Source organism: Sphingosinicella rhizophila, assembly GCF_032378825.1.
Lineage (GTDB): Bacteria > Pseudomonadota > Alphaproteobacteria > Sphingomonadales > Sphingomonadaceae > Allosphingosinicella > Allosphingosinicella rhizophila.
Map to the genome: position 1 here is coordinate 517,197 of NZ_JAVUPU010000001.1, position 21,882 is coordinate 539,078.

A 21,882-nucleotide genomic window follows, 5' to 3' on the forward strand; every position below is an offset into this window, starting at 1 on the left:
CAGCATTTTGATGTCCAGTTTCCCGCACCGCAACCTGCTCGGGATCAATCAGCTCCAGGCTGGCGAGATCCTGTATCTGCTCGACGAGGCGGAGCAATGGCTGGCCTTCAATCGCCAGCCGCGCAAGCGGGATGAGCGTCTCGCCGGGCTTACCATCATAAATATCTTCTTCGAAAATTCGACCCGCACGCTCCTGTCGTTCGAGATCGCCGGCAAAAGGCTCGGTGCTCAAGTGGTCAATATGCGTACCGCACAATCAAGCCTCAACAAGGGCGAAAGCCTGGTCGACACGGCGTTGACGCTCGGAGCGATGCGGCCCGACGTGCTGGTGATCCGGCATGCGACGGCAGGCGTGCCGCAGGAAATTGCCGGTCTGGTGGGTTGTTCCGTCATCAATGCGGGCGACGGCACCGGCGAACATCCGACCCAGGCCCTGCTTGACGCGCTGACGATCCGCCGTCGCAAGGGCCGCATCGATGGTCTCAAGATCGCGATCTGCGGCGATATTCGTCACAGCAGGGTTGCCCGTTCGAACCTCCTCTGCCTGCCCAGGCTTGGAGCGGAAGTCAGGGTGGTCGGGCCAGATTCCCTGCTTCCCGACGAATTGGGCGGGATAGCCAGCTTCACCGACATGGACGAAGGTATCGAAGGCGCCGATATCGTCATGATGCTGCGGATCCAGCGCGAAAGGATGCCCGACATTGCGCCCGAATCGTTGGGCGATTTCTATCGCCTCTACGGCCTTAGTAGGGAACGTCTGGCACGCGCCGCGCCCGACGCGATCGTCATGCATCCCGGTCCGATCAATCGCGGTGTCGAAATAGATGGCGAGATTGCGGACGATCCCGATCGTTCGGCGATCCTCGACCAGGTCGAAGCGGGCGTCGCGACGCGTATGGCTTGCCTCGATTTGCTGACCCGGGCCAGCAGGGACCTTGCACCATAGAATTCAGATGGGAACCTAATCGCAAGAAGCGGGCGGTCGGCTGGCCGGCCGACCGCCCTCCCGAGGGAACGGGATGGAATAGCCAGTGGAACGGTCAGGCTCTCGGCGAGCTGTATCGCGATGCCCAGCGGACCGGCGCATCGCCGGCCACAGTGCGGACGAAGCAGGCCCCGCCTTTCGCCTTGATCGTGCTGCAGATTCGCGCGGCGTCCGCACGTGTCTCGAACCCGGCCACTGAGAGGCGGTGGAAGGTGCCCTTGCCGGGGATCCCGATCTTGGTGCTCAGCGGCTGATAGTCACTGAACCCGTAGCGGCGATAAGCCTGCGCCCATGCCCGTTCGACATTTTCCGCCGAGCTATAGGCACCGATCTGGACCACGAAACCTCCGCTGCTCGTGCGGACGGGCTTCTGCCTGACCGGCTGCAATCTCGGTGAAGAGAAGGTCGGCACCGTCGTGGCGATATCGGCCGAGGCCGTGCGGAGGAGCGCGGGTTCCGGAGCGACGAGCGCTTCGACGGCGGCCACGTAATCGACCGTTTCGACCTTCGGCTCTGCACCTATGGTTTCCGGCAATGAGACCGGTTCCACCGTCTCCACCGCCGCGATCTGGACGGGCTCGGGCGCGGACATCTCCAAGGGTGCCGCATCGGCCTCGGCAGCGGCCGATGCTTCAAGTGCGGCGAGGGCATTGGATTCCTGCCGCGTCGGCGCCAGTGCCAGGCGCACCGGCTGGCCGGGATCCGCCGATGGCGTGATGCCAAGCAGAATCGCCATCTGGTTCGCACTCGATGTTGGACTGGCGAGCGCGGCCCATTGCAGGAGGCGCTCATCGAGCATTGCGGGAGAAACGTCCTGGGCCGCAGTTACGCGCGCCTTCTGCCAATCGCCCGCAAAGGCGTAAGCGAGCGCGAGATTCTGGCGCGTGCGACCGTCGGCCCCGGGCGCGCGGGCGGCAGCTTCCAACATCGCCACTGCGCGCTGCGGCTGGCCGGCAAGTGCATAGGCCAAGCCGAGATCGCCGGCTCCGATGCTCGAGGAGACAGTCTCGAGCTGCGCGAGAGCGCCATCGCGATCGCCACGTCCGACCAGCGCCAGCGCGCGGCTCAGGCCGGCCCTGTCGTTTCCGGGATCGAGCGCAAGCACATCGGCAAAGCTGGTCGCCGCCGATTGGAAGCGGCCGTTCTTGAGATAGAGATCGCCGAGCAGCATCCGATAGGCGACATCGCGCGGAGACAATTCGACCGCATGTTCGGCAAGGACGAGCGCCTGCCCCATCAGGCCTCGCTGGGCTGCGAGCCTGGCTCGGCTGTGATACTGGCCGGCCTGCTGTTCCGCTTTGGCAGTGCTGGCGGCAAGCGCCCCCGGCCGTTCCGGCGTGGCAGAACAGCCGACCATCGTAACGCCGATGATCAGGCTTGAAGCCGCGAATTTCATAGTGGCTTTGTTCATCATCCTGTTCACTCCGCTCAGGCGCCCTTGTTTCGCGCCTTGGCCGGCACATGCTGAGCCAGCGTATTGATTTCAGGAAGTTTTTCCAAAAGGTCGTCCAGCGCGTCGGTGACGATCTGTTGCGCGGATCGTCCCATGACCGCACATGCCAGCCTCAGTTTCAGATGCCGTTCGGCATCGAGGCGAAGCGTGAAGGCCGCCTTGTCCTTGGCCCGAATGCCATCCGTGCGCGGCTGACGCTTGCGCTTGGGAAGCGCCACGACTTGCGGCTCGGGCACGATGGCAGCAGGCTCGTGATCGACTTTCGCTTCTTCCGCGAAGCTGGCTTCGAGCTTTCGCTGTTGTTCGAGCACGGCAGGCTCTTCTGCTGGCGCGCGCGGCGCCGGAGTCAGTGCAGCGATCGAACTGGGCACATGCTCGGCCGGGGCCCCTGGCCGGGGCCCCAAGTCATGTCCGCCAAGATGGCCCATGTCGTTCCAGCCCAAATCGTCGATGTCGGTCGCGACATGGGCAAAACCCTGCGGCCGCATGGCCGGCTTGGCCATGCCCTTGCGGGCAAGCAGACCGGAAGACAGGGATGCGAAAGGTTTGGGTTCGCTCATAACCTGCGCTCCCCTCACTGGCCGATGACTCGGCGACCGAAGCCACCGGGCTGGCGTTGCATAGCTGCTGGCGACGTGAATCCGGTCGGAGCGGCGAACACCGTGCGGCGGAAATTCTTCTCGAGGCGATCCGATACATATTCCCAGAGCTCCGCCACTTCCTTGGCGGAGCGACCCTTAGGATCGACCTCCATGACCGTGCGACCGTCGATCATCGAGGCCGCGAAATCGGTGCGGTGGTGGAGGGTGACGGGGGCCACGGTACCGTGCTGGGAAAGCGCGACGGCGGCCTCATAGGTGATCTTGGCCTTGGGCGTCGCACCGTTGACGACGAAGAGGAGCGGCTTGCCGGCACGCTCGCAAAGGTCGACGGTTGCGCCGACGGCGCGCAGATCGTGCGGGCTCGGCCGGGTCGGAATGACCACCAGCTCCGCGACCTGGATCACGCTTTGGATCGCCATCGTGATGGCCGGCGGCGTATCGATCACGGCCAGGCGGAAGCCCTGCTGGCGAAGGACCTCTAGGTCCGCGGAAAGCCGCGCGACGGTGGTCTGGGCAAAGGCCGGCATTTCGGTCTGGCGCTCGTTCCACCAATCGGCGAGCGATCCTTGCGGATCGATGTCGATCAGGCAGACTGGGCCAGCGCCGGCAAGCTGCGCCTGCACGGCCAGATGGCCGGACAAGGTTGTCTTGCCCGAACCACCTTTTTGCGACGATAGTGCCAATACTCGCATGATTTCCCCTCGGGTCCCGGGTCGTTTGCGACGATGTGCACCTGCGTTGGCTAAAATCCGGTTAACGCCATCGATGGTAGTGGGCCGCGACATGTCTGGGTCCGCTGAACTTATGCTAAGTGGCCGTTAACCCTTATCGGCTAGGCGAAAGGCCTATCGAGGATCGCCCGTGGAGAGTTCGCAAATGCATAATTTCGGTCGCAAGCTGCTGATCGCGGCAGGCGCGGCGTCGCTGCTGATGAGTGCAAGCGCATCGGCCGCAGACGTGAAAGCCGGCGTCGATGCATGGCAGGCCGGCAATTATGGCGCGGCCATCGCCCAATGGCGTCCGCTCGCGGAACGTGGTGACGCCGATGCCCAATTCAACCTCGGTCAGGCCTACAAGCTCGGTCGCGGCGTGAATGCGGATATCAAGATCGCGCAGAACTGGTACCAGAAAGCGGCGCAGCAGGGTCATGAGCAGGCCCAGGCCAATCTCGGTCTGATCCTCTTCCAGAACGGCAATCGGGCCGGCGCCATGCCATGGCTCAAGAAAGCCGCCGAAAGCGACGATCCTCGCGCGCAATATGTTTACGGCACCGCTCTGTTCAACGGCGACCTGATCGCCAAGGATTGGCCCCGCGCTTATGCGATGATGCAGCGCGCGGCGGCGCAGGGGCTTCCCCAGGCAGCCTCACAGCTCGCTGAAATGGACAAATACATCCCGCTACAGGAACGCCGCCAGGGTATCGCTTTGGCTCGGCGGCTCGAACAAGGCGCGCCGACTGCGCCGGTGCCGCCCGCGCCGCGTGTGGCGCCGCCCTCACAGCGTACAGCCCCGTCTCCTGCCGCTGCCGTGCCAGCTGCTGGCGCGCGCGGCGGCTGGAAGGTCCAGCTCGGCGCCTTCGGAAATATCGACAATGCCCGGCGCCACTGGGAGGCGATCAGCCGCAAGGCAGGCTTTGCCGGGCTCCAGCCGATCATGACCAAAGCGGGCGCGATGACCCGCCTGCAGGCCGGGCCGATCGCCAACCGGGCTGCGGCCGACCGCATCTGCGCTGTCGCCAAGTCGGCAGGGTCGGCCTGTTTCCCGGTCGCGCCCTGAGCTGGGCCGGCAAAGCAGAGGCTTTAACGCTTTTTTTGCCGGCCTTCCGCTATCCACGGACATCGAAAATAAGGGGCCGGACAGATGGGGGTTGTCGGAAAGTTCAAACAGGCATCGGCCATGGCGTCACGCTGGCGCCGGAGGCGCATGTGCGTCCTGATCGCAGGTCAACCGTCGCCGGCTGCCTTGCGCGAGATTTCGGCGACCGGTGCCTTCCTGGAAACCAATAGCCGCCCGGCGCTAGGGAGCGCTGTCGAACTTCATCATCCGGAAGCGGGCGCCATCAACGGCATGGTCCATGCCTTCGCCCATGACGGGATCGGCATCACCTTCCCCTGCTCCGAACAGTCCGTTGCATTCGCGCTGGCGGCGATCGCCGCCGACATGAGCAGCCCAGCCGCCTGACCGCCGCGATACCGAGGTTTCGGACGCCGTGCCGTCGCGACCGCGACGGAACGGGTGATGGGTCCGCTCAGTGCCGATGCTAATCGATTTGCCACTCACGCTTCGGGTAACCCTGCGCATAAAGCAGGGCGCCAAGGTCCGAATGCTCGATTCTGGCGTCGGCGGCGGCGGCGGCGGCCGGCTTGGCATGATAGGCGATCCCGAGTCCGGCAGCCTCCAGCATCGGTATGTCGTTGGCGCCGTCCCCGACAGCAAGGCATTGATCGAGCGAGAGTCCTCGCTGTTCGGCCGTGTCCACCAGTGCCTGGCGCTTGGCTTGCGCACCGACGATCGGCAGCGCAACGATGCCCTGCAATTTTCCGTCTTCGATCCCCAGCCGGTTGGAGATCGCCCGGTCGAAGCCGATCTCCGTCGCCACCTTGTCGGCAAAGCGGGTAAAGCCGCCAGACACGAGCAGGCAATAGGCCCCGTTCCTCTTCATCGTCCTTACAAGGGGAATCGCACCGGACATGATCCGGACGCGCTCGGCATGGCAACGGTCGAGAATCGCGTCGTCGAGTCCCCGCAGGAGCGCGACTCGCTCCGTCAGCGCCTCTTCGAAAGCCAGTTCGCCGCGCATCGCCCGTTCGGTGACGGCCGCAACTTCGGCCTTCAGTCCGGCATAATCGGCGAGTTCATCGATACATTCGACGGTGATCATCGTCGAATCCATGTCGGCAATGAGCAGCTTCTTGCGGCGTCCAGCCTCGGGTTGAAGGACAAGGTCTACCCCTTCGATCAAACCCTCGAGGGTCCCGCGCACCTCCTCCGGCCGTTCGGCAAAGAAGAAATCATGGGCCTTGTCGGGCTCGACCCACTGATAGGATGAGGGGGCGGCGCCGGCGGCCGCCATGGCATCCTGGGCAAGCGAAATATCGCCGCTCGACAGCCGATCCGCTGCTATCAGGGTGGCGATGAACATCAACACGTCTCCACGGGGTGGGCCTGAAAGACCGAGGGTGGCGCTTATTGCGGGGCCGACGGCCAGCGGCAAGTCCGCGCTTGCACTCGCATTGGCGGAGCGGGCGGACGGCGTCATCATCAATGCAGACAGTGCTCAGGTCTATCGTGACCTCAATACCCTGTCGGCACGGCCCGGGCGCGAGGACGAATCCCGCGCGCCCCATCGTCTCTATGGCTATCGCGATGGGGCCGAGCCTTGTTCCGCAGCCGCCTGGGCCGAGGATGCGAAGGCGGAGATCGGCGCGGCGCATGATTCGGGGAAGCTGCCGATCCTTGCGGGAGGCACCGGCCTCTATCTTCGTACGCTCCTGGACGGGATCGCGCCGATACCGGAGATCGATCCGGAGGTTCGAGCCAGGGTGCGCGCCCTTCCCGTCGCTCAAAGCTTCGCGGCACTCGCCTCCGAGGATCCCGCCGCAGCAGAGAGGATCCGTCCCAACGACGCGGTCCGCATCGCCCGAGCGCTGGAGGTCGTCCGCGCCACCGGCCGTCCCATCGCCGTGTGGCATGAAGAGAGGACGGGGGGGATAAGCGAAAATATCGACCTGGCACCGCTCATCCTGTTGCCGCCCCGCGATTGGCTTTACGAACGTTGTGACAGACGATTTGAGAATATGTTTCAGGAACAAGGGATTGAAGAAGTAAGCTCGCTCCTGAAGAGAGAGTTACATCCGCTCGTTCCGGTCATGCGCGCGATCGGAGTCCCGGAAATTGCGGGCTATCTGGCGGGCAAACTCAGCCGCGAACAGGCGCTGGAGGCGGGGCGGACCGCGACCCGCCGCTACGCCAAGCGTCAATATACCTGGTTCTCCCGCCAGCCACCGGCGGATTGGCCGCGCCGGGAAAAGCCGGTCGATTGCGAACCGCTGAACGATGCCCTAGCGGCCTTCGCATTCGGGGAGACATGATGCGCGTCTATTTCGAGGCCGACAGCGATTCCGCCCTGCTGCTGGAAAAGCCGGTCGCAATCATCGGCTATGGCAATCAGGGCCGCGCCCAGGCGCTGAACCTTCGCGACAGCGGTGCCAGCGTGGTCGTCGCCTTGCCGGCCGACTCGAAGAGCCGTCCACGTGCGCTGGAAGACGGTTTTGACGTCATGACATCATCCGAAGCGGCCGCCCGGTCCGCAGTGGTCGTGATGCTGGCCGCGGATGAAGACCAGGCTCGCATCTATGGCGAGGACATCGCGCCCCATCTCGCCGAAGGTGGCGTCCTCCTCTTTGCCCACGGCCTCAACATCCATTTCAACCTGATCCTGCCCCGCCCGGATCTCGACGTAGTGCTGGTCGCGCCCAAGGGTCCCGGGACCGCCCTTCGTACTCAATATGAAAAAGGCGGCGGCCTGATCGCGCTGTTTGCGGTCGCACAGGACGCATCCGGGCAGGCCGAAGCCCTGGCCCTGTCTTACGGGGCTGCGCTGGGAAGCGGTCGCGCCGGCATGCTCAAGACAAGTTTCGCAGAGGAATGCGAAGCCGATCTGTTCAACGAACAGGCTGTCCTGTGGGGCACGATACCGGAACTGATTCATGCCGGCTATGAGACTTTGGTGGAAGCCGGATTCTCCCCTGAAATCGCTTATTTCGAATGCCTTACAGAAGTGAAGCTTATAGCGGATCTCATCTATGAGCGAGGGATAGCTGGAATGCGGGAAGCCATTTCCAATACCGCCGAATTTGCAGCGCTGAAGGGCGGCAGCAGGATCATCGGCCAGGATACCCGCACCGAGATGCGCCGTATCCTGCGCGAAGTCCGAAGCGGGAGCCTCGTCCGCGAACTGATGGACGATGCCAAGTCCGGCTATCCCCGCCTGAAGGCGTCACGTGCGAAAGCCGCAGCGCATCCGATCGAGCAGGTCGGTCGGGGGCTCCGCGCGCTCAAGCCGGACGACTAGAGCGCGCCAGGTGACATCGGGTCATTTCCGACCGAACAGCTTTTCGATATCCGAATGCGACATCTTTACCCAGGTCGGGCGGCCATGGTTGCACTGGCCGCTGTGCGGCGTGACTTCCATTTCCCGCAACAGGGCGCTCATCTCCGCCACCGAAAGAATCCGGCCGGCCCTGACCGAGCCGTGGCAGGCCATGGTCGCGGCGACATGATCGATTCTTTCCTTCAGCGACAAGGCCTCGTCGAAAGCGCCGAGTTCGTCGGCAAGATCGGCAACCAATCCCCTCACATCGCCATTGCCGAGCACCGCAGGCATCGCGCGCACCAGGACGGCCCGCGGGCCAAACCGTTCGAGTTCCAGCCCCATTTCGGCAAGTTCAGGGATACGTCCCTCGAGCCGGTCGCAGCCGACCTCCTCCAACTCGACCACTTCCGGGAGCAGCAATGCCTGGCAAGCGACGCCGCCATTGGCCATGGCCTTGCGCATCCGTTCCAGGACGAGGCGCTCATGCGCTGCATGCTGGTCGATCAGCACCAGCCCATCCTCAGCCTCCGCGACGATGTAAGTCGCCGCCACTTGTCCCCGGGCGACGCCCAAGGGGAATGAGGAAGCTGGGGGTGGAGTTTCGTCCGCGGCTTCAGCACGCGCCATAGGCGGCGCGAACGCCGCGCGCTCTTCCCACACGCTGGACTGTCGCGACTGCGGAGGCAGCATGGAGGCGAAGGGCGCCGTTCCCGCGAAGGACGCACCGGCTTGCCCGGGCTGCCAATTGCCGAGCGCAGCCGCAGATGGCCGTTGGGCGCTGCGATGGCCGGCACTGTCGAGCGCGTGGCGGAGGCCACCGACGATCAGGCCCCGGATATTGGCCGGATCGCGAAACCGCACTTCCGTCTTGGCGGGATGGACGTTCACATCCACCTCCTCGCCAGGCAGATCGATGAACAAAGCCAGGACCGGATGGCGATCGCGCGCGAGCAGATCCTGATAGGCGGCGCGAACCGCGCCGATGAGCAGCCGGTCTTTCACCGGCCGGCCGTTGACGAAGAGGAATTGGTGGTCGGCAACGCCGCGATTGAATGTCGGTAGGCCGGCGACGCCGCCCAGGCGTGCCGGCCTGCGCGCATAATCCACGGCCACGCTGTTGTCGACGAGACCACGGTCGGTGAGCCCCGCTACCCGTGCCGGCCGATCCTCGTCCGGCTGGACGTTGAGCGTGCGCCGCCCGTCATGCTCGACCGTGAAGCCGATGTCCGGTCTGGCCATGGCCAGCCGCTTCACGACGTCGATGCAGGCGGCATATTCGGATCGTTCCGACCGCAGGAACTTGCGCCGCGCCGGCACCCGGCTGAACAAGTGCTCGACCAGGATACGCGTGCCCGGCGGCAGCGCTCCTGGCCCCTCCCACTCCAGCCGGCCATTGTCGACGATGCGAGACCAGCCGTCTGTCCCGCGCACGCGGCTTTCCAACGTCAACCGGGCGACGCTTGCGATCGACGGCAGGGCTTCCCCCCGGAACCCCAGCGTCGCGACCTGCTCGATGGCGTCGTCGGGAAGCTTTGAAGTCGCATGCCGCTCCAGCGCCAACGCCATGTCCGCCGGGCTCATGCCGCAGCCATCGTCGATCACTTCGATCCGGCCGATGCCGCCGCCGCTGAGGGCAATGGCGATCCTGGAGGCGCCGGCATCGACGGCATTTTCCACCAGTTCCTTGAGCGCACTGGCCGGCCTTTCGACCACTTCACCGGCGGCGATGCGGTTTACCAGATGCTCGGGCAGGCGGCGTATTGACATGGAATCGCGTCTAGCCCAAGCCGAGCCGTCCCGCGAGGCTTGTTAACTGATTGGTGGTACAAGCTTCTGGGCTATCCTATAGAAGTGCAAGGCTGTGCCCGACTTCCTTGCGGGCGGCGGTTGAGGAGCGGGATCCACCAAATGTCATTCATGCGTTTTTTCAAATTTCCGTCCCACGACATGGCGATCGATCTCGGGACCGCCAACACCGTGGTCTATGTCCGTGGTCGCGGCGTCGTGCTCAATGAGCCCTCGGTGGTTGCGATCGAGACGATCAACGGCGTCAAGCGCGTCAAGGCAGTCGGCGACGACGCCAAATTGATGATGGGCAAGACCCCCGACCAGATTGAAGCGATCCGCCCTTTGCGCGACGGAGTCATCGCCGACATCGACGTCGCCGAGCAGATGATCAAGCATTTCATCCAGAAGGTCCACGGCAAGCGCCGCTTTCCGCGCTGGCCTGAGATCGTCATCTGCGTCCCTTCCGGGTCGACCTCGGTCGAGCGGCGCGCGATCCGCGACGCGGCATCGAATGCCGGCGCGTCCCAGGTCTGGCTGATCGAAGAGCCGATGGCGGCTGCGATCGGTGCCGACATGCCCGTGACCGAGCCGATCGGGTCGATGGTCGTCGATATCGGCGGCGGCACGACCGAGGTGGCTGTGCTGTCGCTCCGCGGTCTCGCCTACACCACCTCCGTCCGGGTCGGCGGCGACAAGATGGATGAGGCCATCTCCTCTTACGTCCGGCGCAACCATAATCTGCTGATCGGCGAAGCGACGGCCGAACGCATCAAACAACAGGTCGGCATTGCCAAGCCGCCGGCGGATGGTGACGGCCTCACCGTTCACATCAAGGGCCGCGACCTCGTCAACGGCGTCCCGAAGGAAATCACGATCAACCAGCGGCAGATCGCCGAAGCTCTGTCGGAGCCGGTCGGGACCATCGTCGAGGGCGTCCGCATCGCGCTCGAGAATACGGCTCCGGAACTCGCAGCGGACATCGTCGACCAGGGCATCGTCCTGACCGGCGGCGGCGCCTTGCTGCAGGGATTGGACGAGGTTCTCCGCGACGAGACCGGCCTGCCCGTGACGGTCGCGGACGATCCCCTCACCTGCGTTGCCATCGGCACGGGCAGGGCACTGGAAGAGGAAATCTTCCGCGGCGTCCTGACCACGGCCTGAAGCGGAGCCGTACGGCATGGCGCCGCCATCAACTCGGCGCCTCGGATTTTCCCGTAAAGCGCATTATGGTTTGTTCCTGGGCTATGTGGTGGCGGTGGCGGGCATCTTGTTCGCGCTTCTGCTGCTCGTCGTCGCCATATTCGATCCGCGCGGATTCGCTGGGCTGAAGGGCGTCGCCCTGGACATCACCACCCCGATCACCTCGGGCGGCCGAAGCATCGTCCGTTTCGTCGGCGGCATTGGCGACGATTTTGGCAATTATTTCGCGGCCGGATCGCAAAATGCCGAACTGAAGGAGCGGCTCAAGGCCAACCGGAGGAAACTGATCGCCGCAGAAGCCGCCCTGCTCGAGAATCGCCGCCTGAAGAGCCTCCTGAGACTCACCGAAAGTGCGCCCGACAGAGTTGCAATGGCCCGCATCGTCGGATCAAGCTTCGATTCCAGCCGGCAGCTGGCAACGATGAATGTCGGCACGTCGAACGGGGTCGGGGTCGGACAACCGGTGCGCGCGCCTGAAGGACTGATCGGCCGCGTCCTCGAAACCGGCCGCTTCGCTTCCCGCGTCCTGCTAATCACCGACGGCTCGAGCAACGTGCCGGTCCAACTCGTACGCGACGGCACGCCGGCGATCGCCACCGGCCGGGGCGACGGCACGATTGATTTGAAGACTCTCGAGGTGGGCCGGAATCCGTTTCGCCGCGGCGATATCCTGATCACCTCCGGGGTCGGCGGCATCTATGCGCCCGGCATACCCGTGGCGATCATCGCCGCGGTAAAAGGCGAAACGGCCGTGGCCAGGCCGCTCGCCGATCCGGCGAGGATCGACTTCGCGATCGTCGAATCGATCTATCAGCCGGCGGCGACCGAGCCGCTGGGCCCGGAACCCCCCGCCTCCCGGGAGCAGGCGCCGTGAGCAGGATTGCCGGCTCCTCCACCGATGTCGCACTCGGCGACCTCCGCCGACGTTACGTCCCGATCCTCTCCACCATTGCCGCCAGTCTCTTCGTCCTCCTGCCGATCGTCGTCAGCACGCCGCTGGTCCCGGACTTCGCCTTCCTGGTCCTGATCGCCTGGCGCCTGCTGAGGCCGGAAATCTGGACGGCCCAGACCGCGTTGCTGCTGGGCCTGTTCAACGATCTCGTGGCCGGCCATCCGATCGGTCAGTCGATGGCGCTGTGGGCCATCGCCTTTTTGCTGTTCGACCTGATCGACAGCCGGGTGGGATGGCGCGATTATTGGATGGACTGGCTGTTCGCCTCGATTGCCATTCCATTCTATACGTTCGGCGGCTGGTACATCGCGCGTCTGATGGGCAGCGAAACAAGAATGATCGTGATGGTACCCCAAATTCTCCTGTCCCTTCTCGCCTTTCCGCTCGTGGCACGGATCGTGCTGTCACTCGATCGATGGCGGCTTTCCCGATGATGCGGCGAGGCCGCCCCATCATCACGGAAAATACCCAGGCCTATACGTTCACCCGGCGGGCGATGGTCCTTGGCGCCGCCCAAGGCGCCCTCGCCGCCCTGCTCGGCAGCCGGATGATCTGGATCTCGGTGGCCGAAAACGAGCATTACAAGCTCCTGTCGGAAAGCAATCGGGTCCAGATGCGGCTGATCCCGCCGCGACGCGGCTGGATTGTCGATCGTCATGGCCAGCCGATCGCGATCAACCGAAGCGATTTCCGGGTCGACGTCATTCCGGATCGTATGGTCGATCAGGAGAAGGTCCTCGCCGAACTCACTGGATTGCTCGCGCTTCCGGCGGAGGAAGTGGAGCGTATCAAGGAAGAGCTCGACCGGGCCGCCGGCTACCAGCCCGTCCCCGTCGCGGAAAACCTGCCCTTTGAAAAATATGCCGCAGTCACTGTGCGCCTCACGGAATTACCCGGCGTCGCTCCTCTGCGGTCTTTCTCCCGTTTCTATCCCGAGGGCGCGGCCGTGGCGCACCTCGTCGGCTATGTCGGCACGCCCAACAAGGAAGAATACGAGGCCGAAGACAAGAGTCCGTTGCTGATCACGCCTGGCTACAAGATTGGCAAGGAAGGGCTTGAGAAAACTATGGAAAGCCGCCTTCGCGGTACACCCGGCGCGCAGCGCGTGGAGGTCACGGCGCGCGGCAAGCTGATCCGCGAACTTTCCACCCTTCCCGATCGCAGCGGCGGAATGTTGCCGTTGACCGTCGACGCCGGCCTGCAAGCCTTCGCGGCTCGGCGGCTGGGGCCTGAATCCGGATCGGTGGTCGTGCTGGATTGCCTCACCGGCGATATCCTGGCGATGGCCTCCATGCCGGCTTACGATCCCAACAGTTTCACCGACGGCATCAGCCACAATGAATGGGACATGCTTGCCGATGACGAGCGGCGCCCGCTCATCAACAAGACCCTGAACGCCCTTTATCCCCCAGGCTCCACCATCAAGCCGGCCGTTGCGATGGCTCTGCTCGGTGCCGGGGTGGATCCAAAACAGATCGTCAGCTGCCCCGGAGGCTATCGGCTGGGCAACCGTTTCTTCCGGTGCCTCGGCCGCCATGGTCCGATGGACATGCACAGGGCCATCGCCAAGAGCTGCAACACCTATTTCTACAGCATGGGAAACCGGGTCGGCATCGATCCGCTCGCGGCGATGGAGAAGCAGCTCGGCCTGGGCGCACGTTACGACTTGCCGGTGGTGTCGCAAAGCTATGGCACGGTGCCCGACACGGCCTGGAAGATGAAAAAATACAAGCAGGCCTGGACCAGTTCCGACACGCTCAACGCGGCGATCGGCCAAGGTTATGTTCTGGTCAACCCGCTGCAGCTGGCGGTCATGGCGGGCCGCGTGGCGTCCGGGCTGATGATCGAGCCGAGGCTTATCAGGCGTAACCGGCCCCCTCCCCGTCCCTTGCCCATGCCAAAGGAACATTTCGACATCGTCCGGAGCGGCATGTGGGAAGTCGTGAACGGTGCCGGAACGGCCGGGCGCAGCCGACTGCAGCTCGACGGGATCGAGATGGGTGGTAAAACCGGCACGGCCCAGGTTCGCCGCATCACGGGCAGCCAGCGCGGCCAGGGGGGAACGCCCTGGAAATATCGCGACCACGGCCTGTTCGTCTGTTTCGCGCCGACTTCCAACCCGCGCTATGCGGCCTCCGTCGTCATCGAACATGGCATGGGCGGATCGCGCGCGGCCGCGCCCGTCGCCAAGGATGTGCTCACCTATCTGTTCGACAAGCCGAAAGCCATGGACGCCCTGCTCGCGATGGAGACGCAGTGGGGCGGGACGATCTCCGAGCGGATGGAAGCCGAGGCGCAACGCTGGCTGGCGGCCAAGGCCGCCGGCGAACCGGCGGATCCGGCATGAGCAACATGTCCTTCGTTCCGGCGCCGATCGCCGAGCTGCCATGGAAGATGCTGCTGCTGATCTGCGCGATCGCCGGATTCGGCATGCTCATCCTCTATTCGGCGGCCGGCGGCTCGCTCACACCCTGGGCGCTGCCCCAGGGAATCCGCTTCGTAGCTTTCCTCGGGATGGCGATCGTCATTTCGCGCTTCGACCCTGAATGGATCAAGCAGGCGACGATTCCGCTCTATGCGATCATTCTGCTGCTGCTGGTGCTGGTGGAAATGCTCGGCTTCGTCGGGGGCGGCGCGCAACGATGGCTGGATCTGGGCTTCATCCGCATCCAGCCATCCGAGTGGATGAAGCCCGTCATAGTCCTCGCGACCGCGCGCTTCTACGCGGCGCTCCCTGCCGCCGAGACCCGCCGCTGGAGCGCCATCTGGCCCGCGGCTTTGCTGATCGTCTTCCCCGCCGCCCTCGTGCTGGTGCAGCCGGATCTCGGCACGGCGAGCATGATTGCTCTGGGGGGAATCACGGTTATGTTCCTGGCCGGCCTGCCGCTGCGGCTCTTCTTCGGCGGCCTCGCCTTGCTCGCGGTGGTGGTGCCGGTCGGCTACAGTTTTCTCCATGATTATCAGCAGAAGCGGGTGCTGATCTTCCTCTCCCCGGAATCCGATCCTCTCGGCGCCGGCTATCATATCAGCCAATCGAAGATCGCGATCGGGTCGGGCGGCCTGTTCGGCAAGGGATTTCTAAACGGTACCCAGAGCCATCTCGATTATCTGCCGGAGGGCCATACCGATTTCATCTTCGCGACCATGGCCGAAGAGTGGGGGCTTGCGGGCGGCCTGTTGTTGATCCTTGCCTTCATGCTGGTCATCAAATGGGGCATCGGCGTCGCGCTGGATAGCAAGGACCGCTTCTCCCGTCTGACGGCCGCCGGTCTCACCACCACGATATTCTTCTATGTGGCGATCAATCTGATGATGGTAATGGGCCTGGCGCCGGTGGTCGGCATTCCGCTTCCCCTGGTCTCCTATGGCGGGTCGGCGATGCTCACGATCATGCTCTGCCTGGGTGTCCTGATGTCGATCGATCGCCACAATCGCCGCGACCGTCGCTATGGCTGAAGCGGCGGGGAATCTGAGCCGGTCGATCGGATCGGAGGGGAATTAGGCTGCAGCCTTGGCCGATTCCCGCAACAGAGCGGCGAAGGCTTCGGCATTGATCGGCTTGGAGATGAAATAGCCTTGAGCAGTATCGCAACCCATGTCGCCAAGCATGGCGAGGCAGCGTGCATCCTCCACCCCTTCCGCGACCACCTTCATGCCGAGCTCGTGGGCCAGCCCGATTGTGGAACGGACCATGATGGCGTTGCGCTGGTCCGCTTCGATGTTCCGAACGAAGCTCTTATCGATCTTCAGCTCGGTCGCCGGTAGCTTCTGCAGATATGTCAGGGACGATTGGCCTGTCCCGTAATCGTCGATCGAGATATTGACGCCCAACCTTCGCCAGCTTTCCAGCGCAGCGATAGCCTGCTCCGGCTTGTCCATCGCGGCCGATTCCGTGACTTCGATCGTCACGAGGTGGGCGGGCAGGTCGCTTGCGCGCAGCCGCTGACCGACCATCTCGATAAACTCATGATCGGCCAGCAAGGTCGCCGATACATTGACCGCCACGCCCGCCACGGCCAGTTCCTGCCAGCGCAACGCATCGTCCAGTGCCTGGCCGAGGACATGGGCTGTGAGATCGCGAGCCCGTCCGTGCGCTTCGACCAGGGGAATGAAATCGTCCGGCCCGATCGGCCCCCGCTCGGGATGTTCCCATCGGACCAATGCTTCCGCGCCGATGATCCGGCCGGTGGCAAGGTCGAGCTTGGGCTGATAGGCGTTCCAGACCTGTAAATGGGTCATGGCGGCACTCAATTCGCCCAGCAACGACAAATGCCAGTTGGTCTCGTCACTGTCCGCGCCCGAATAATGATCCCATGGCGTGGCCTTGTCGGCGGCATGAAGCGCCGCAAGCGCGGCATTGGCGACCAATTGCTTGATTTCGGTGCCATCGTCAGCGGCAATACCGAAATTCAGACTCACGTCGACGAGCCGGCCGCAATCGACCGGGGATTTCATCAGCGCGACCAAGGATTCGAGAATAGCCTCGATCGACACAGGCCCTTGCACGTCATGCAGCCAGGCCAGGGCCGCGTCATCGATGCGATAGATCCTCTGGCCTGACGTGAAACTGATCCTGTCCGCCACGCGAAGAACAAGATTGGCCGTGAGCCTGGGACCAAGGCCGGCGGCAATCACGGCGAAGCGATCGAGGCGGGCGACCACCAGCGATCGATCCTCGAAATCATTCGGAGCCACTTCCAGTGCCGCCAGGTTGGGAAGCCCGCTATCCTGGTCGATAAGAGCGCGCTCGCGATAGCGTTCGACGAAAAAGGATGCGCTCGCGAAAGCGGCTGCGGCCAGCAATGCCGCCAGCGCTGGCGCAACGGGCACCGACGCCGCGAAAAAAGTCTCGCCGATCAGCGGCAGGGCCAGGACGAGGCCACTCGCCGCCGCGAGGATCGCCGCCGTGTGTCGTCGGGTTGCAAGCAGGATCATCCCGATCGCCAGGATGAGCGGCCATAGACCGCTATAGTCCTTGGGCAAGCCTTCCTGGATCAGGGTTTCCGCGGCCAGGGCCTGGATTACCACCCCTGGGACGATGCCGTGGCCGGGAGCCGCGTAGCGATCCCCCATCTCGATCGCAGTGGCGCCGACGATCACGGCCTTTCCGGCAAGCGCGTGACCTGGGATCCTCCCCTGGATCAGGTCGATGACGCTGTGTCGTGGAATCGTCGCGGGATCGATCGAATAGTCGATGCGATAGTCGCGGCCGATACTCCCGCTCTGCTCGGCTAGCATGGTCGCGAGCGAAGGCCGTGCGGTGCCGCCCGTTGCCACGCCCAGCAGCATCTTTCGAACATATCCGTCGCTATCCGGAAGGATGTTTACGGCGGCAAGCAATGCATCTTCCCTGAATGGCCGCGCCGGAAGACTGTCGATTGCGTCGGTCTTGCCCGATCCTGCCGGCTGGCTGAAGGTCGGAAGGATGACACCGCCCCCCGCCCGCCGAAGCGCGCTGGCGAATTTTTCATCTTCAGCTGTCGATGATTCCGCTGAAAAGTCCACGTCGAAGGCGATCGCACGCGCGTCCGCCCCTCGGAGGCGCCGGACTATTTCCGCATGAATTCCCCGAGGCCAAGGCCATTTGGCGATCGCCTGCAGGCTGCGCGCATCGATCTCGAGGATCTGGACGTCGCCGCTTGCCGGGTGCGAACGGATCGTATCCCGCATCGTCCGAAGCAGTCCTTCGATACTCGTCCCCTGCCCGCTCAGCAGCAGCAGCGCGCCGCACAGCGTCGGCAGCGCCACGAAGAGGCCGCGTCGCCAACCCGCTAGCAAGATTCTCCCTCCGGGTTCCGCGAATCCCTGCGCGTAAGTGCAACTGCACGCCGAGAGTGTCTAAGCGGAGCGGACGCGCTCAGGGTAGGACTCCATCGACCAAGTCGACAACGCCACCCGCCAACCCGCCATTGGAACCGGGCGATCCGCCCGGACCTCCCGCACCGCTATTGTCACTGCCTGGACCGCCATTGACGCCGCCGGCGCCCGGATTACCGGCGTCCAAGCCACCATCTGCGCCATTGGATCCAGGGTCACCGCCGCCATTGTCTGGACCACTATTGCCCGGATCGGGATTGCCGCCGCCATTGCCGGAGCCGCCACTGCCCGGATTGGGATTGCCGCCGCCATTACCTGAGCCGCCACTGCCCGGATCGGGATTTCCCCCGCCGTTGCCGCCGCCATTACCTGGATTGGGATTGCCACCACCGTTGCCCGCGCCGCCATTGCCCGGATCGGGGTTGCCGCCACCGTTGCCCGAACCGCCATTGCCAGGATTGGAATTGCCACCGTTGCCCGAGCCGCCATTGCCCGGATCGGGATTTCCGCCACCGTTGCCCGGACCGCCATTGCCCGGATTTGGGTTGCCGCCACCGTTGCCCGAGCCACCATTGCCCGGATTGGGGTTGCCGCCACCATTGCCCGAACCGCCATTGCCCGGATCGGGATTGCCTCCACCATTGCCCGAGCCGCCATTGCCCGGATCGGGATTGCCACCACCACTGCCCGAGCCTCCATTGCCCGGATTGGGGTTGCCGCCGCCATTGCCCGAACCGCCATTGCCCGGATCGGGATTGCCACCACCATTGCCCGAGCCGCCATTGCCCGGATTCGGGTTGCCGCCGCCGTTGCCCGAACCGCCATTGCCCGGATCGGGATTGCCTCCACCATTGCCCGAGCCGCCATTGCCCGGAGGCGGGTTGCCGCCGCCGTTGCCCGCACCGCCATTGCCCGGATCGGGATTGCCTCCACCATTGCCCGAGCCGCCATTGCCCGGAGGCGGGTTGCCGCCGCCGTTGCCCGAACCGCCATTGCCCGGATCGGGATTGCCACCACCACTGCCCGAGCCTCCATTGCCCGGATTGGGGTTGCCGCCGCCATTGCCACTGCCATTGTCAGGCGATGATCCAGGATTGATGGGGGCATTGGGATTCGGCTGCGGCGTACCACCCCCGCCTCCGCTGGCTTGCACAGGCCGTGCCTGGTCGATCAGCTCAGCCGTCGCGAGCTGCACTCCCGCATCCCCGTCGATGAGCCCGCCAGTCACCGCGGCCAGGGATTGCGAAGTTTCCGCCAAGGGAATTGCGACTTGCAAGGTCGAGGTGGTTGGCCCTGAATAAGGCGCGTGTGGCGCCGCAGAGGATTCCGAGCCGCCGGCCGGGGGTACGTTGGGCGAGCGAATGATCTTGTCCGAATCGCCGTCCACATTCAGCTGATGAAGATCATTGGCGCCGACCATGGCGATGGCGCCCGCGGTGATCAGATCAGAGGCGCCCCCGTCCAGCGTCGACACCTCTACTGCGCCTTCCGTGACCTGGACGGTTCCACCTTCGGGACCCACGGTCACGGTGAAGGTCGTGCCTTTGACCACGGCGGCAAGATAAGGTGTTTGGACCCCAAAATGGGGCGTGCTCTTCTTATTTATTTTGAAGAGTACCGTACCAAAGTCTTCGATTATTTGTATAATCTTATTTGGAGATTCGGCTGGCGGTACGCGTAACTGGGTCTGCGGAGAGATCACGACGAACTCGTGTCCGCGGACGATGACAGCGCGGGAATTGGCGCCGGTCGCGATGGTTGCGCCGGAGCTGAGGAAGGCACCGCGCAATGCCGCGCGGCTTTTGCCATTCTCCGAAAGCCTGACGGTTCCGCTAACCTCGCTCACCCTCCAGGCAGGTTCTGCAGCTTCAGCGACGGCGCCCAGTGCGAGGAGAGATGGAGCGAAGGCAAGAACGATCTTGTGCATGATGGTTCCATTCGATGGACATAGCCAAATTACAGGAATCCCCGCCTGCCCATTAGCCGGTGCGTCTTGCCGCCATCTTTAGGTTCAAGGTTAATGGGACGCTAAAGTCTTGTCGAATAACCAAATATTCAAAGATGCTGGCTAAGTGCTGCTCCGGAGCACTTGGGGCAGCAGCTACAGATGAAATGGACGAGGGAATTCATCGCCGCCTTGGCGGCATTATGTCTGGTCGGTCTCCCTGCCTCCATCGCGCTCGGCCAAGTGGACGAGGGCGATGCTTCCGTGGTCATCGAATCCTTGGACTTGGACGATCCCCGCGAGGATGAGCCCGCGACCGACTTGGTCCTGAACCTGGATCAGAAGGACCAAGCTGATCGTGGAAACACGATCGTCGTCGGTGCCATACGCATCGAGGGGGCGACCCTGATCCCCCAGTCGCTGTTCGCTCCAATTATCGAAGCTTATATGGGCCGTTCGCTCGCACCGGCCGACCTGCGCCGGCTGGCGTCGGACATCGCGAACGTCGCACGCGGTCGAGGTTATGGCCTCGCCACTGCCTGGATACCCGGCCAAAGTTCGGGAAACGGCCTGCTGCGGGTGGAGATCGACGAAGGCCGAATTCATTCGATCGAGGCGCGCGGCACCGCGGCCGACATCGTGGGGCGCATGCTTGCACCGCTGGTGAATGGCCGTCCGGTACGCACAGCAGAGCTTGAGCGGCGGCTGCTGCTGGCCGGTGACATATCCGGCGTGCGGCTGGGCAAGGCGCGCCTTGATCGACGCAATGGTCGCAACGTCCTGAGCATCGTGGCTGGACGCGAGAATGTCCAAGCGGAGGCGGCAGCGGACAATTGGGGCACGGATGCGGTCGGGCCGATCCGCGCCCGGCTCGCCGTCGATTTCAATGGGCTCGTCGCCGACGACGATCGCCTCACCCTTGGAGGCGTCGTGACGCCACTGCAGCCGAAGGAATTCTATCTGTTCCAGGCCGGCTATTCGAAGGCGATCGGCACCAATGGCGCAATGGTCCATCTGAACGGCTATTTTGCCGAATCCAATCCGGGAGCGGAACTCTCCCGTCTGGAACTGGGCGGCCGCAGCATGGAGGCGCAGATCGGCCTCTCCCACCCTTTCCTGCGCACGCGCGCCACCAGCCTCTGGGGCAATGCATTCCTGCGCGTCAGGGATTCGGAGCAGGATCGCCGCGATCTTCCGTTGCGCGACGATCGCATCACCGCCTTGACCTTGGGCGCTTATGGTGTCGCCCGGTGGCCGAACGGGCGGTTGCGCACCCGGCTTACCTTGATCCAAGGGCTCGACCTGTTCGGCGCCAACGAGGCCGGGGATTTGCTCGCCTCGCGACCGGACGCGGACGGCACCTTCACGAAGCTGGAATATTGGGCCGAATATCAGCACTACCTCGGTCGCCAATTCAGCATACAGGCGCAGATCCAGGGCCAGATCGCATCCGGGCCACTATTGTCGAGCGAGGAGATGGGTCTTGGCGGGCGCTATTTCCTGCGCGGCTACGATTATCGCGAGCGGTCCGGCGATCAGGGCGGCGCCGGTTCGATCGAGCTGCGCTACGATCTCGCCAATCTCCCTGAGCCGCTCTCCATGACCCAATTCTATGCCTTTATGGACGGCGGCACGGTGCGCAATTCCCGCCGCGGCTTCGGCGGCGGCTCGCTGGCTTCGCTGGGAGCCGGAGTCAGAGGTCGTGTCGCCGGCGTCGATGTCGGCCTGGAAGTCGGCCTGCCGCTCAAGGTCCGCTACGATCCCGCCAAAAGGCGCGGGCCACGTCTTTCCTTCACCCTGGGCAAATATTTCTGACGCCGAGGCGTCGCCACCGGCATTGCATTCGGCGCACGGTCCCACTAGAGGGCCTGCCTTGCCCACCGGCATGGACGCATAGCTCAGTTGGTAGAGCAGCTGACTCTTAATCAGCGGGTCCCAGGTTCGAGCCCTGGTGCGTCCACCATATTTTCAAAAACCCAGGCAGGCTCAACAGAGCCGGGGCGCGTCCCGCTCAGGCTTTCTACAGGGACGCCAGGCATAATTCC

The 21,882-nt window shown here is 64.1% G+C and carries 18 protein-coding genes and 1 tRNA gene; 12 read left to right on the forward strand and 7 right to left on the reverse strand.

Annotated features, from left to right (window positions below; genetic code table 11):
- The first annotated feature begins 7 nt into the window (after positions 1-7).
- Positions 8-946, forward strand: coding sequence for an aspartate carbamoyltransferase catalytic subunit (locus RQX22_RS02415; protein WP_315723278.1), 939 nt, complete (start codon positions 8-10; stop codon positions 944-946).
- 94 nt (positions 947-1,040) lie between these two features.
- On the opposite strand, the gene RQX22_RS02420 is transcribed toward RQX22_RS02415, so the two are convergent.
- The 3 genes from RQX22_RS02420 to RQX22_RS02430 are packed head-to-tail and all read right to left on the reverse strand — an operon-like array spanning position 1,041 to position 3,732.
- Positions 1,041-2,399 (reverse strand): SPOR domain-containing protein, encoded by a 1,359-nt coding sequence (locus tag RQX22_RS02420; RefSeq protein WP_315723279.1) that lies wholly within the window; start codon positions 2,397-2,399, stop codon positions 1,041-1,043.
- 14 nt (positions 2,400-2,413) lie between these two features.
- Positions 2,414-2,998 carry a hypothetical protein gene (locus RQX22_RS02425; protein WP_315723281.1) on the reverse strand — a complete coding sequence of 195 codons (585 nt, stop codon included), beginning with the start codon at positions 2,996-2,998 and terminating at the stop codon, positions 2,414-2,416.
- A 14-nt stretch (positions 2,999-3,012) separates the two neighbouring features.
- Entirely contained in the window at positions 3,013-3,732 is a 720-nt protein-coding gene (locus RQX22_RS02430; RefSeq protein WP_315723283.1) for a ParA family protein, read from the reverse strand.
- Between the two features lie 184 nt (positions 3,733-3,916).
- Here RQX22_RS02430 and RQX22_RS02435 point away from each other — a divergent pair, with 184 nt between their 5' ends.
- The gene (locus RQX22_RS02435; RefSeq protein ID WP_315723285.1) at positions 3,917-4,816 is read left to right on the forward strand and encodes an SPOR domain-containing protein; all 900 of its coding nucleotides are present in this window, start codon (positions 3,917-3,919) and stop codon (positions 4,814-4,816) included.
- Positions 4,817-4,900: 84 nt separating this feature from the next.
- On the forward strand, positions 4,901-5,221 hold the full coding sequence (locus tag RQX22_RS02440) for a hypothetical protein (protein WP_315723287.1): 321 nt from the start codon (positions 4,901-4,903) through the stop codon (positions 5,219-5,221).
- Between the two features lie 79 nt (positions 5,222-5,300).
- Here RQX22_RS02440 and serB read toward each other — a convergent pair whose 3' ends face one another.
- Positions 5,301-6,182 carry a phosphoserine phosphatase SerB gene (serB, locus tag RQX22_RS02445; protein ID WP_315723289.1) on the reverse strand — a complete coding sequence of 294 codons (882 nt, stop codon included), beginning with the start codon at positions 6,180-6,182 and terminating at the stop codon, positions 5,301-5,303.
- On the opposite strand from serB, the gene miaA reads away from it, so the two are divergent.
- Together miaA and ilvC are read left to right on the forward strand one after the other, a co-directional pair.
- A complete protein-coding gene (miaA, locus tag RQX22_RS02450) occupies positions 6,175-7,131 on the forward strand; it encodes a tRNA (adenosine(37)-N6)-dimethylallyltransferase MiaA (protein WP_315723291.1) in 957 nt (318 codons plus the stop codon). The genes serB and miaA overlap by 8 nt on opposite strands.
- Positions 7,131-8,114, forward strand: a complete 984-nt coding sequence (gene ilvC / locus RQX22_RS02455; RefSeq protein WP_315723544.1) for a ketol-acid reductoisomerase — start codon at positions 7,131-7,133, stop codon at positions 8,112-8,114. Before miaA ends, ilvC begins: the two co-directional genes overlap by 1 nt.
- Positions 8,115-8,135: 21 nt before the next feature.
- Here ilvC and mutL read toward each other — a convergent pair whose 3' ends face one another.
- Entirely contained in the window at positions 8,136-9,902 is a 1,767-nt protein-coding gene (gene mutL, locus RQX22_RS02460; protein ID WP_315723292.1) for a DNA mismatch repair endonuclease MutL, read from the reverse strand.
- Positions 9,903-10,043: 141 nt separating this feature from the next.
- Here mutL and RQX22_RS02465 point away from each other — a divergent pair, with 141 nt between their 5' ends.
- Genes RQX22_RS02465 through rodA form a run of 5 tightly spaced genes read left to right on the forward strand, consistent with a single transcriptional unit; the run spans position 10,044 to position 15,531 of the window.
- Positions 10,044-11,084 carry a rod shape-determining protein gene (locus RQX22_RS02465; RefSeq protein WP_315723294.1) on the forward strand — a complete coding sequence of 347 codons (1,041 nt, stop codon included), beginning with the start codon at positions 10,044-10,046 and terminating at the stop codon, positions 11,082-11,084.
- Between the two features lie 16 nt (positions 11,085-11,100).
- Positions 11,101-11,997 carry a rod shape-determining protein MreC gene (gene mreC / locus RQX22_RS02470; RefSeq protein WP_315723296.1) on the forward strand — a complete coding sequence of 299 codons (897 nt, stop codon included), beginning with the start codon at positions 11,101-11,103 and terminating at the stop codon, positions 11,995-11,997.
- Complete coding sequence (mreD, locus tag RQX22_RS02475) at positions 11,994-12,509, forward strand: rod shape-determining protein MreD (protein ID WP_315723298.1); 516 nt, start codon at positions 11,994-11,996, stop codon at positions 12,507-12,509. The genes mreC and mreD overlap by 4 nt, the downstream gene beginning before the upstream one ends.
- Positions 12,509-14,422, forward strand: a complete 1,914-nt coding sequence (gene mrdA, locus RQX22_RS02480) for a penicillin-binding protein 2 (protein WP_315723547.1) — start codon at positions 12,509-12,511, stop codon at positions 14,420-14,422. Before mreD ends, mrdA begins: the two co-directional genes overlap by 1 nt.
- Positions 14,423-14,427: 5 nt before the next feature.
- Positions 14,428-15,531 (forward strand): rod shape-determining protein RodA, encoded by a 1,104-nt coding sequence (rodA, locus tag RQX22_RS02485; RefSeq protein ID WP_315723549.1) that lies wholly within the window; start codon positions 14,428-14,430, stop codon positions 15,529-15,531.
- A 42-nt stretch (positions 15,532-15,573) separates the two neighbouring features.
- Here rodA and RQX22_RS02490 read toward each other — a convergent pair whose 3' ends face one another.
- Complete coding sequence (locus tag RQX22_RS02490) at positions 15,574-17,853, reverse strand: putative bifunctional diguanylate cyclase/phosphodiesterase (protein ID WP_315723299.1); 2,280 nt, start codon at positions 17,851-17,853, stop codon at positions 15,574-15,576.
- A 79-nt stretch (positions 17,854-17,932) separates the two neighbouring features.
- Positions 17,933-19,819: a FecR family protein gene (locus tag RQX22_RS02495; RefSeq protein WP_315723300.1), complete on the reverse strand. Its 1,887-nt coding sequence runs from the start codon at positions 19,817-19,819 to the stop codon at positions 17,933-17,935.
- 180 nt (positions 19,820-19,999) lie between these two features.
- Here RQX22_RS02495 and RQX22_RS02500 point away from each other — a divergent pair, with 180 nt between their 5' ends.
- Positions 20,000-21,652, forward strand: coding sequence for a ShlB/FhaC/HecB family hemolysin secretion/activation protein (locus RQX22_RS02500; RefSeq protein WP_315723301.1), 1,653 nt, complete (start codon positions 20,000-20,002; stop codon positions 21,650-21,652).
- 72 nt (positions 21,653-21,724) lie between these two features.
- Positions 21,725-21,800: transfer RNA gene (locus RQX22_RS02505), tRNA-Lys, on the forward strand.
- Positions 21,801-21,882 lie beyond the last annotated feature (82 nt).

Bases quoted from the DNA above. Each gene is read 5' to 3' on its own strand.
- RQX22_RS02420 (WP_315723279.1), bottom strand. From the start codon at position 2,399: ATGATGAACAAAGCCACTATGAAATTCGCGGCTTCAAGCCTGATCATC.
- RQX22_RS02425 (WP_315723281.1), bottom strand. From the start codon at position 2,998: ATGAGCGAACCCAAACCTTTCGCATCCCTGTCTTCCGGTCTGCTTGCC.
- RQX22_RS02430 (WP_315723283.1), bottom strand. From the start codon at position 3,732: ATGCGAGTATTGGCACTATCGTCGCAAAAAGGTGGTTCGGGCAAGACA.
- RQX22_RS02435 (WP_315723285.1), top strand. From the start codon at position 3,917: ATGCATAATTTCGGTCGCAAGCTGCTGATCGCGGCAGGCGCGGCGTCG.
- RQX22_RS02440 (WP_315723287.1), top strand. From the start codon at position 4,901: ATGGGGGTTGTCGGAAAGTTCAAACAGGCATCGGCCATGGCGTCACGC.
- miaA (WP_315723291.1), top strand. From the start codon at position 6,175: ATGAACATCAACACGTCTCCACGGGGTGGGCCTGAAAGACCGAGGGTG.
- serB (WP_315723289.1), bottom strand. From the start codon at position 6,182: ATGTTCATCGCCACCCTGATAGCAGCGGATCGGCTGTCGAGCGGCGAT.
- ilvC (WP_315723544.1), top strand. From the start codon at position 7,131: ATGCGCGTCTATTTCGAGGCCGACAGCGATTCCGCCCTGCTGCTGGAA.
- mutL (WP_315723292.1), bottom strand. From the start codon at position 9,902: ATGTCAATACGCCGCCTGCCCGAGCATCTGGTAAACCGCATCGCCGCC.
- RQX22_RS02465 (WP_315723294.1), top strand. From the start codon at position 10,044: ATGTCATTCATGCGTTTTTTCAAATTTCCGTCCCACGACATGGCGATC.
- mreC (WP_315723296.1), top strand. From the start codon at position 11,101: ATGGCGCCGCCATCAACTCGGCGCCTCGGATTTTCCCGTAAAGCGCAT.
- mrdA (WP_315723547.1), top strand. From the start codon at position 12,509: ATGCGGCGAGGCCGCCCCATCATCACGGAAAATACCCAGGCCTATACG.
- rodA (WP_315723549.1), top strand. From the start codon at position 14,428: ATGTCCTTCGTTCCGGCGCCGATCGCCGAGCTGCCATGGAAGATGCTG.
- RQX22_RS02495 (WP_315723300.1), bottom strand. From the start codon at position 19,819: ATGCACAAGATCGTTCTTGCCTTCGCTCCATCTCTCCTCGCACTGGGC.
- RQX22_RS02500 (WP_315723301.1), top strand. From the start codon at position 20,000: ATGAAATGGACGAGGGAATTCATCGCCGCCTTGGCGGCATTATGTCTG.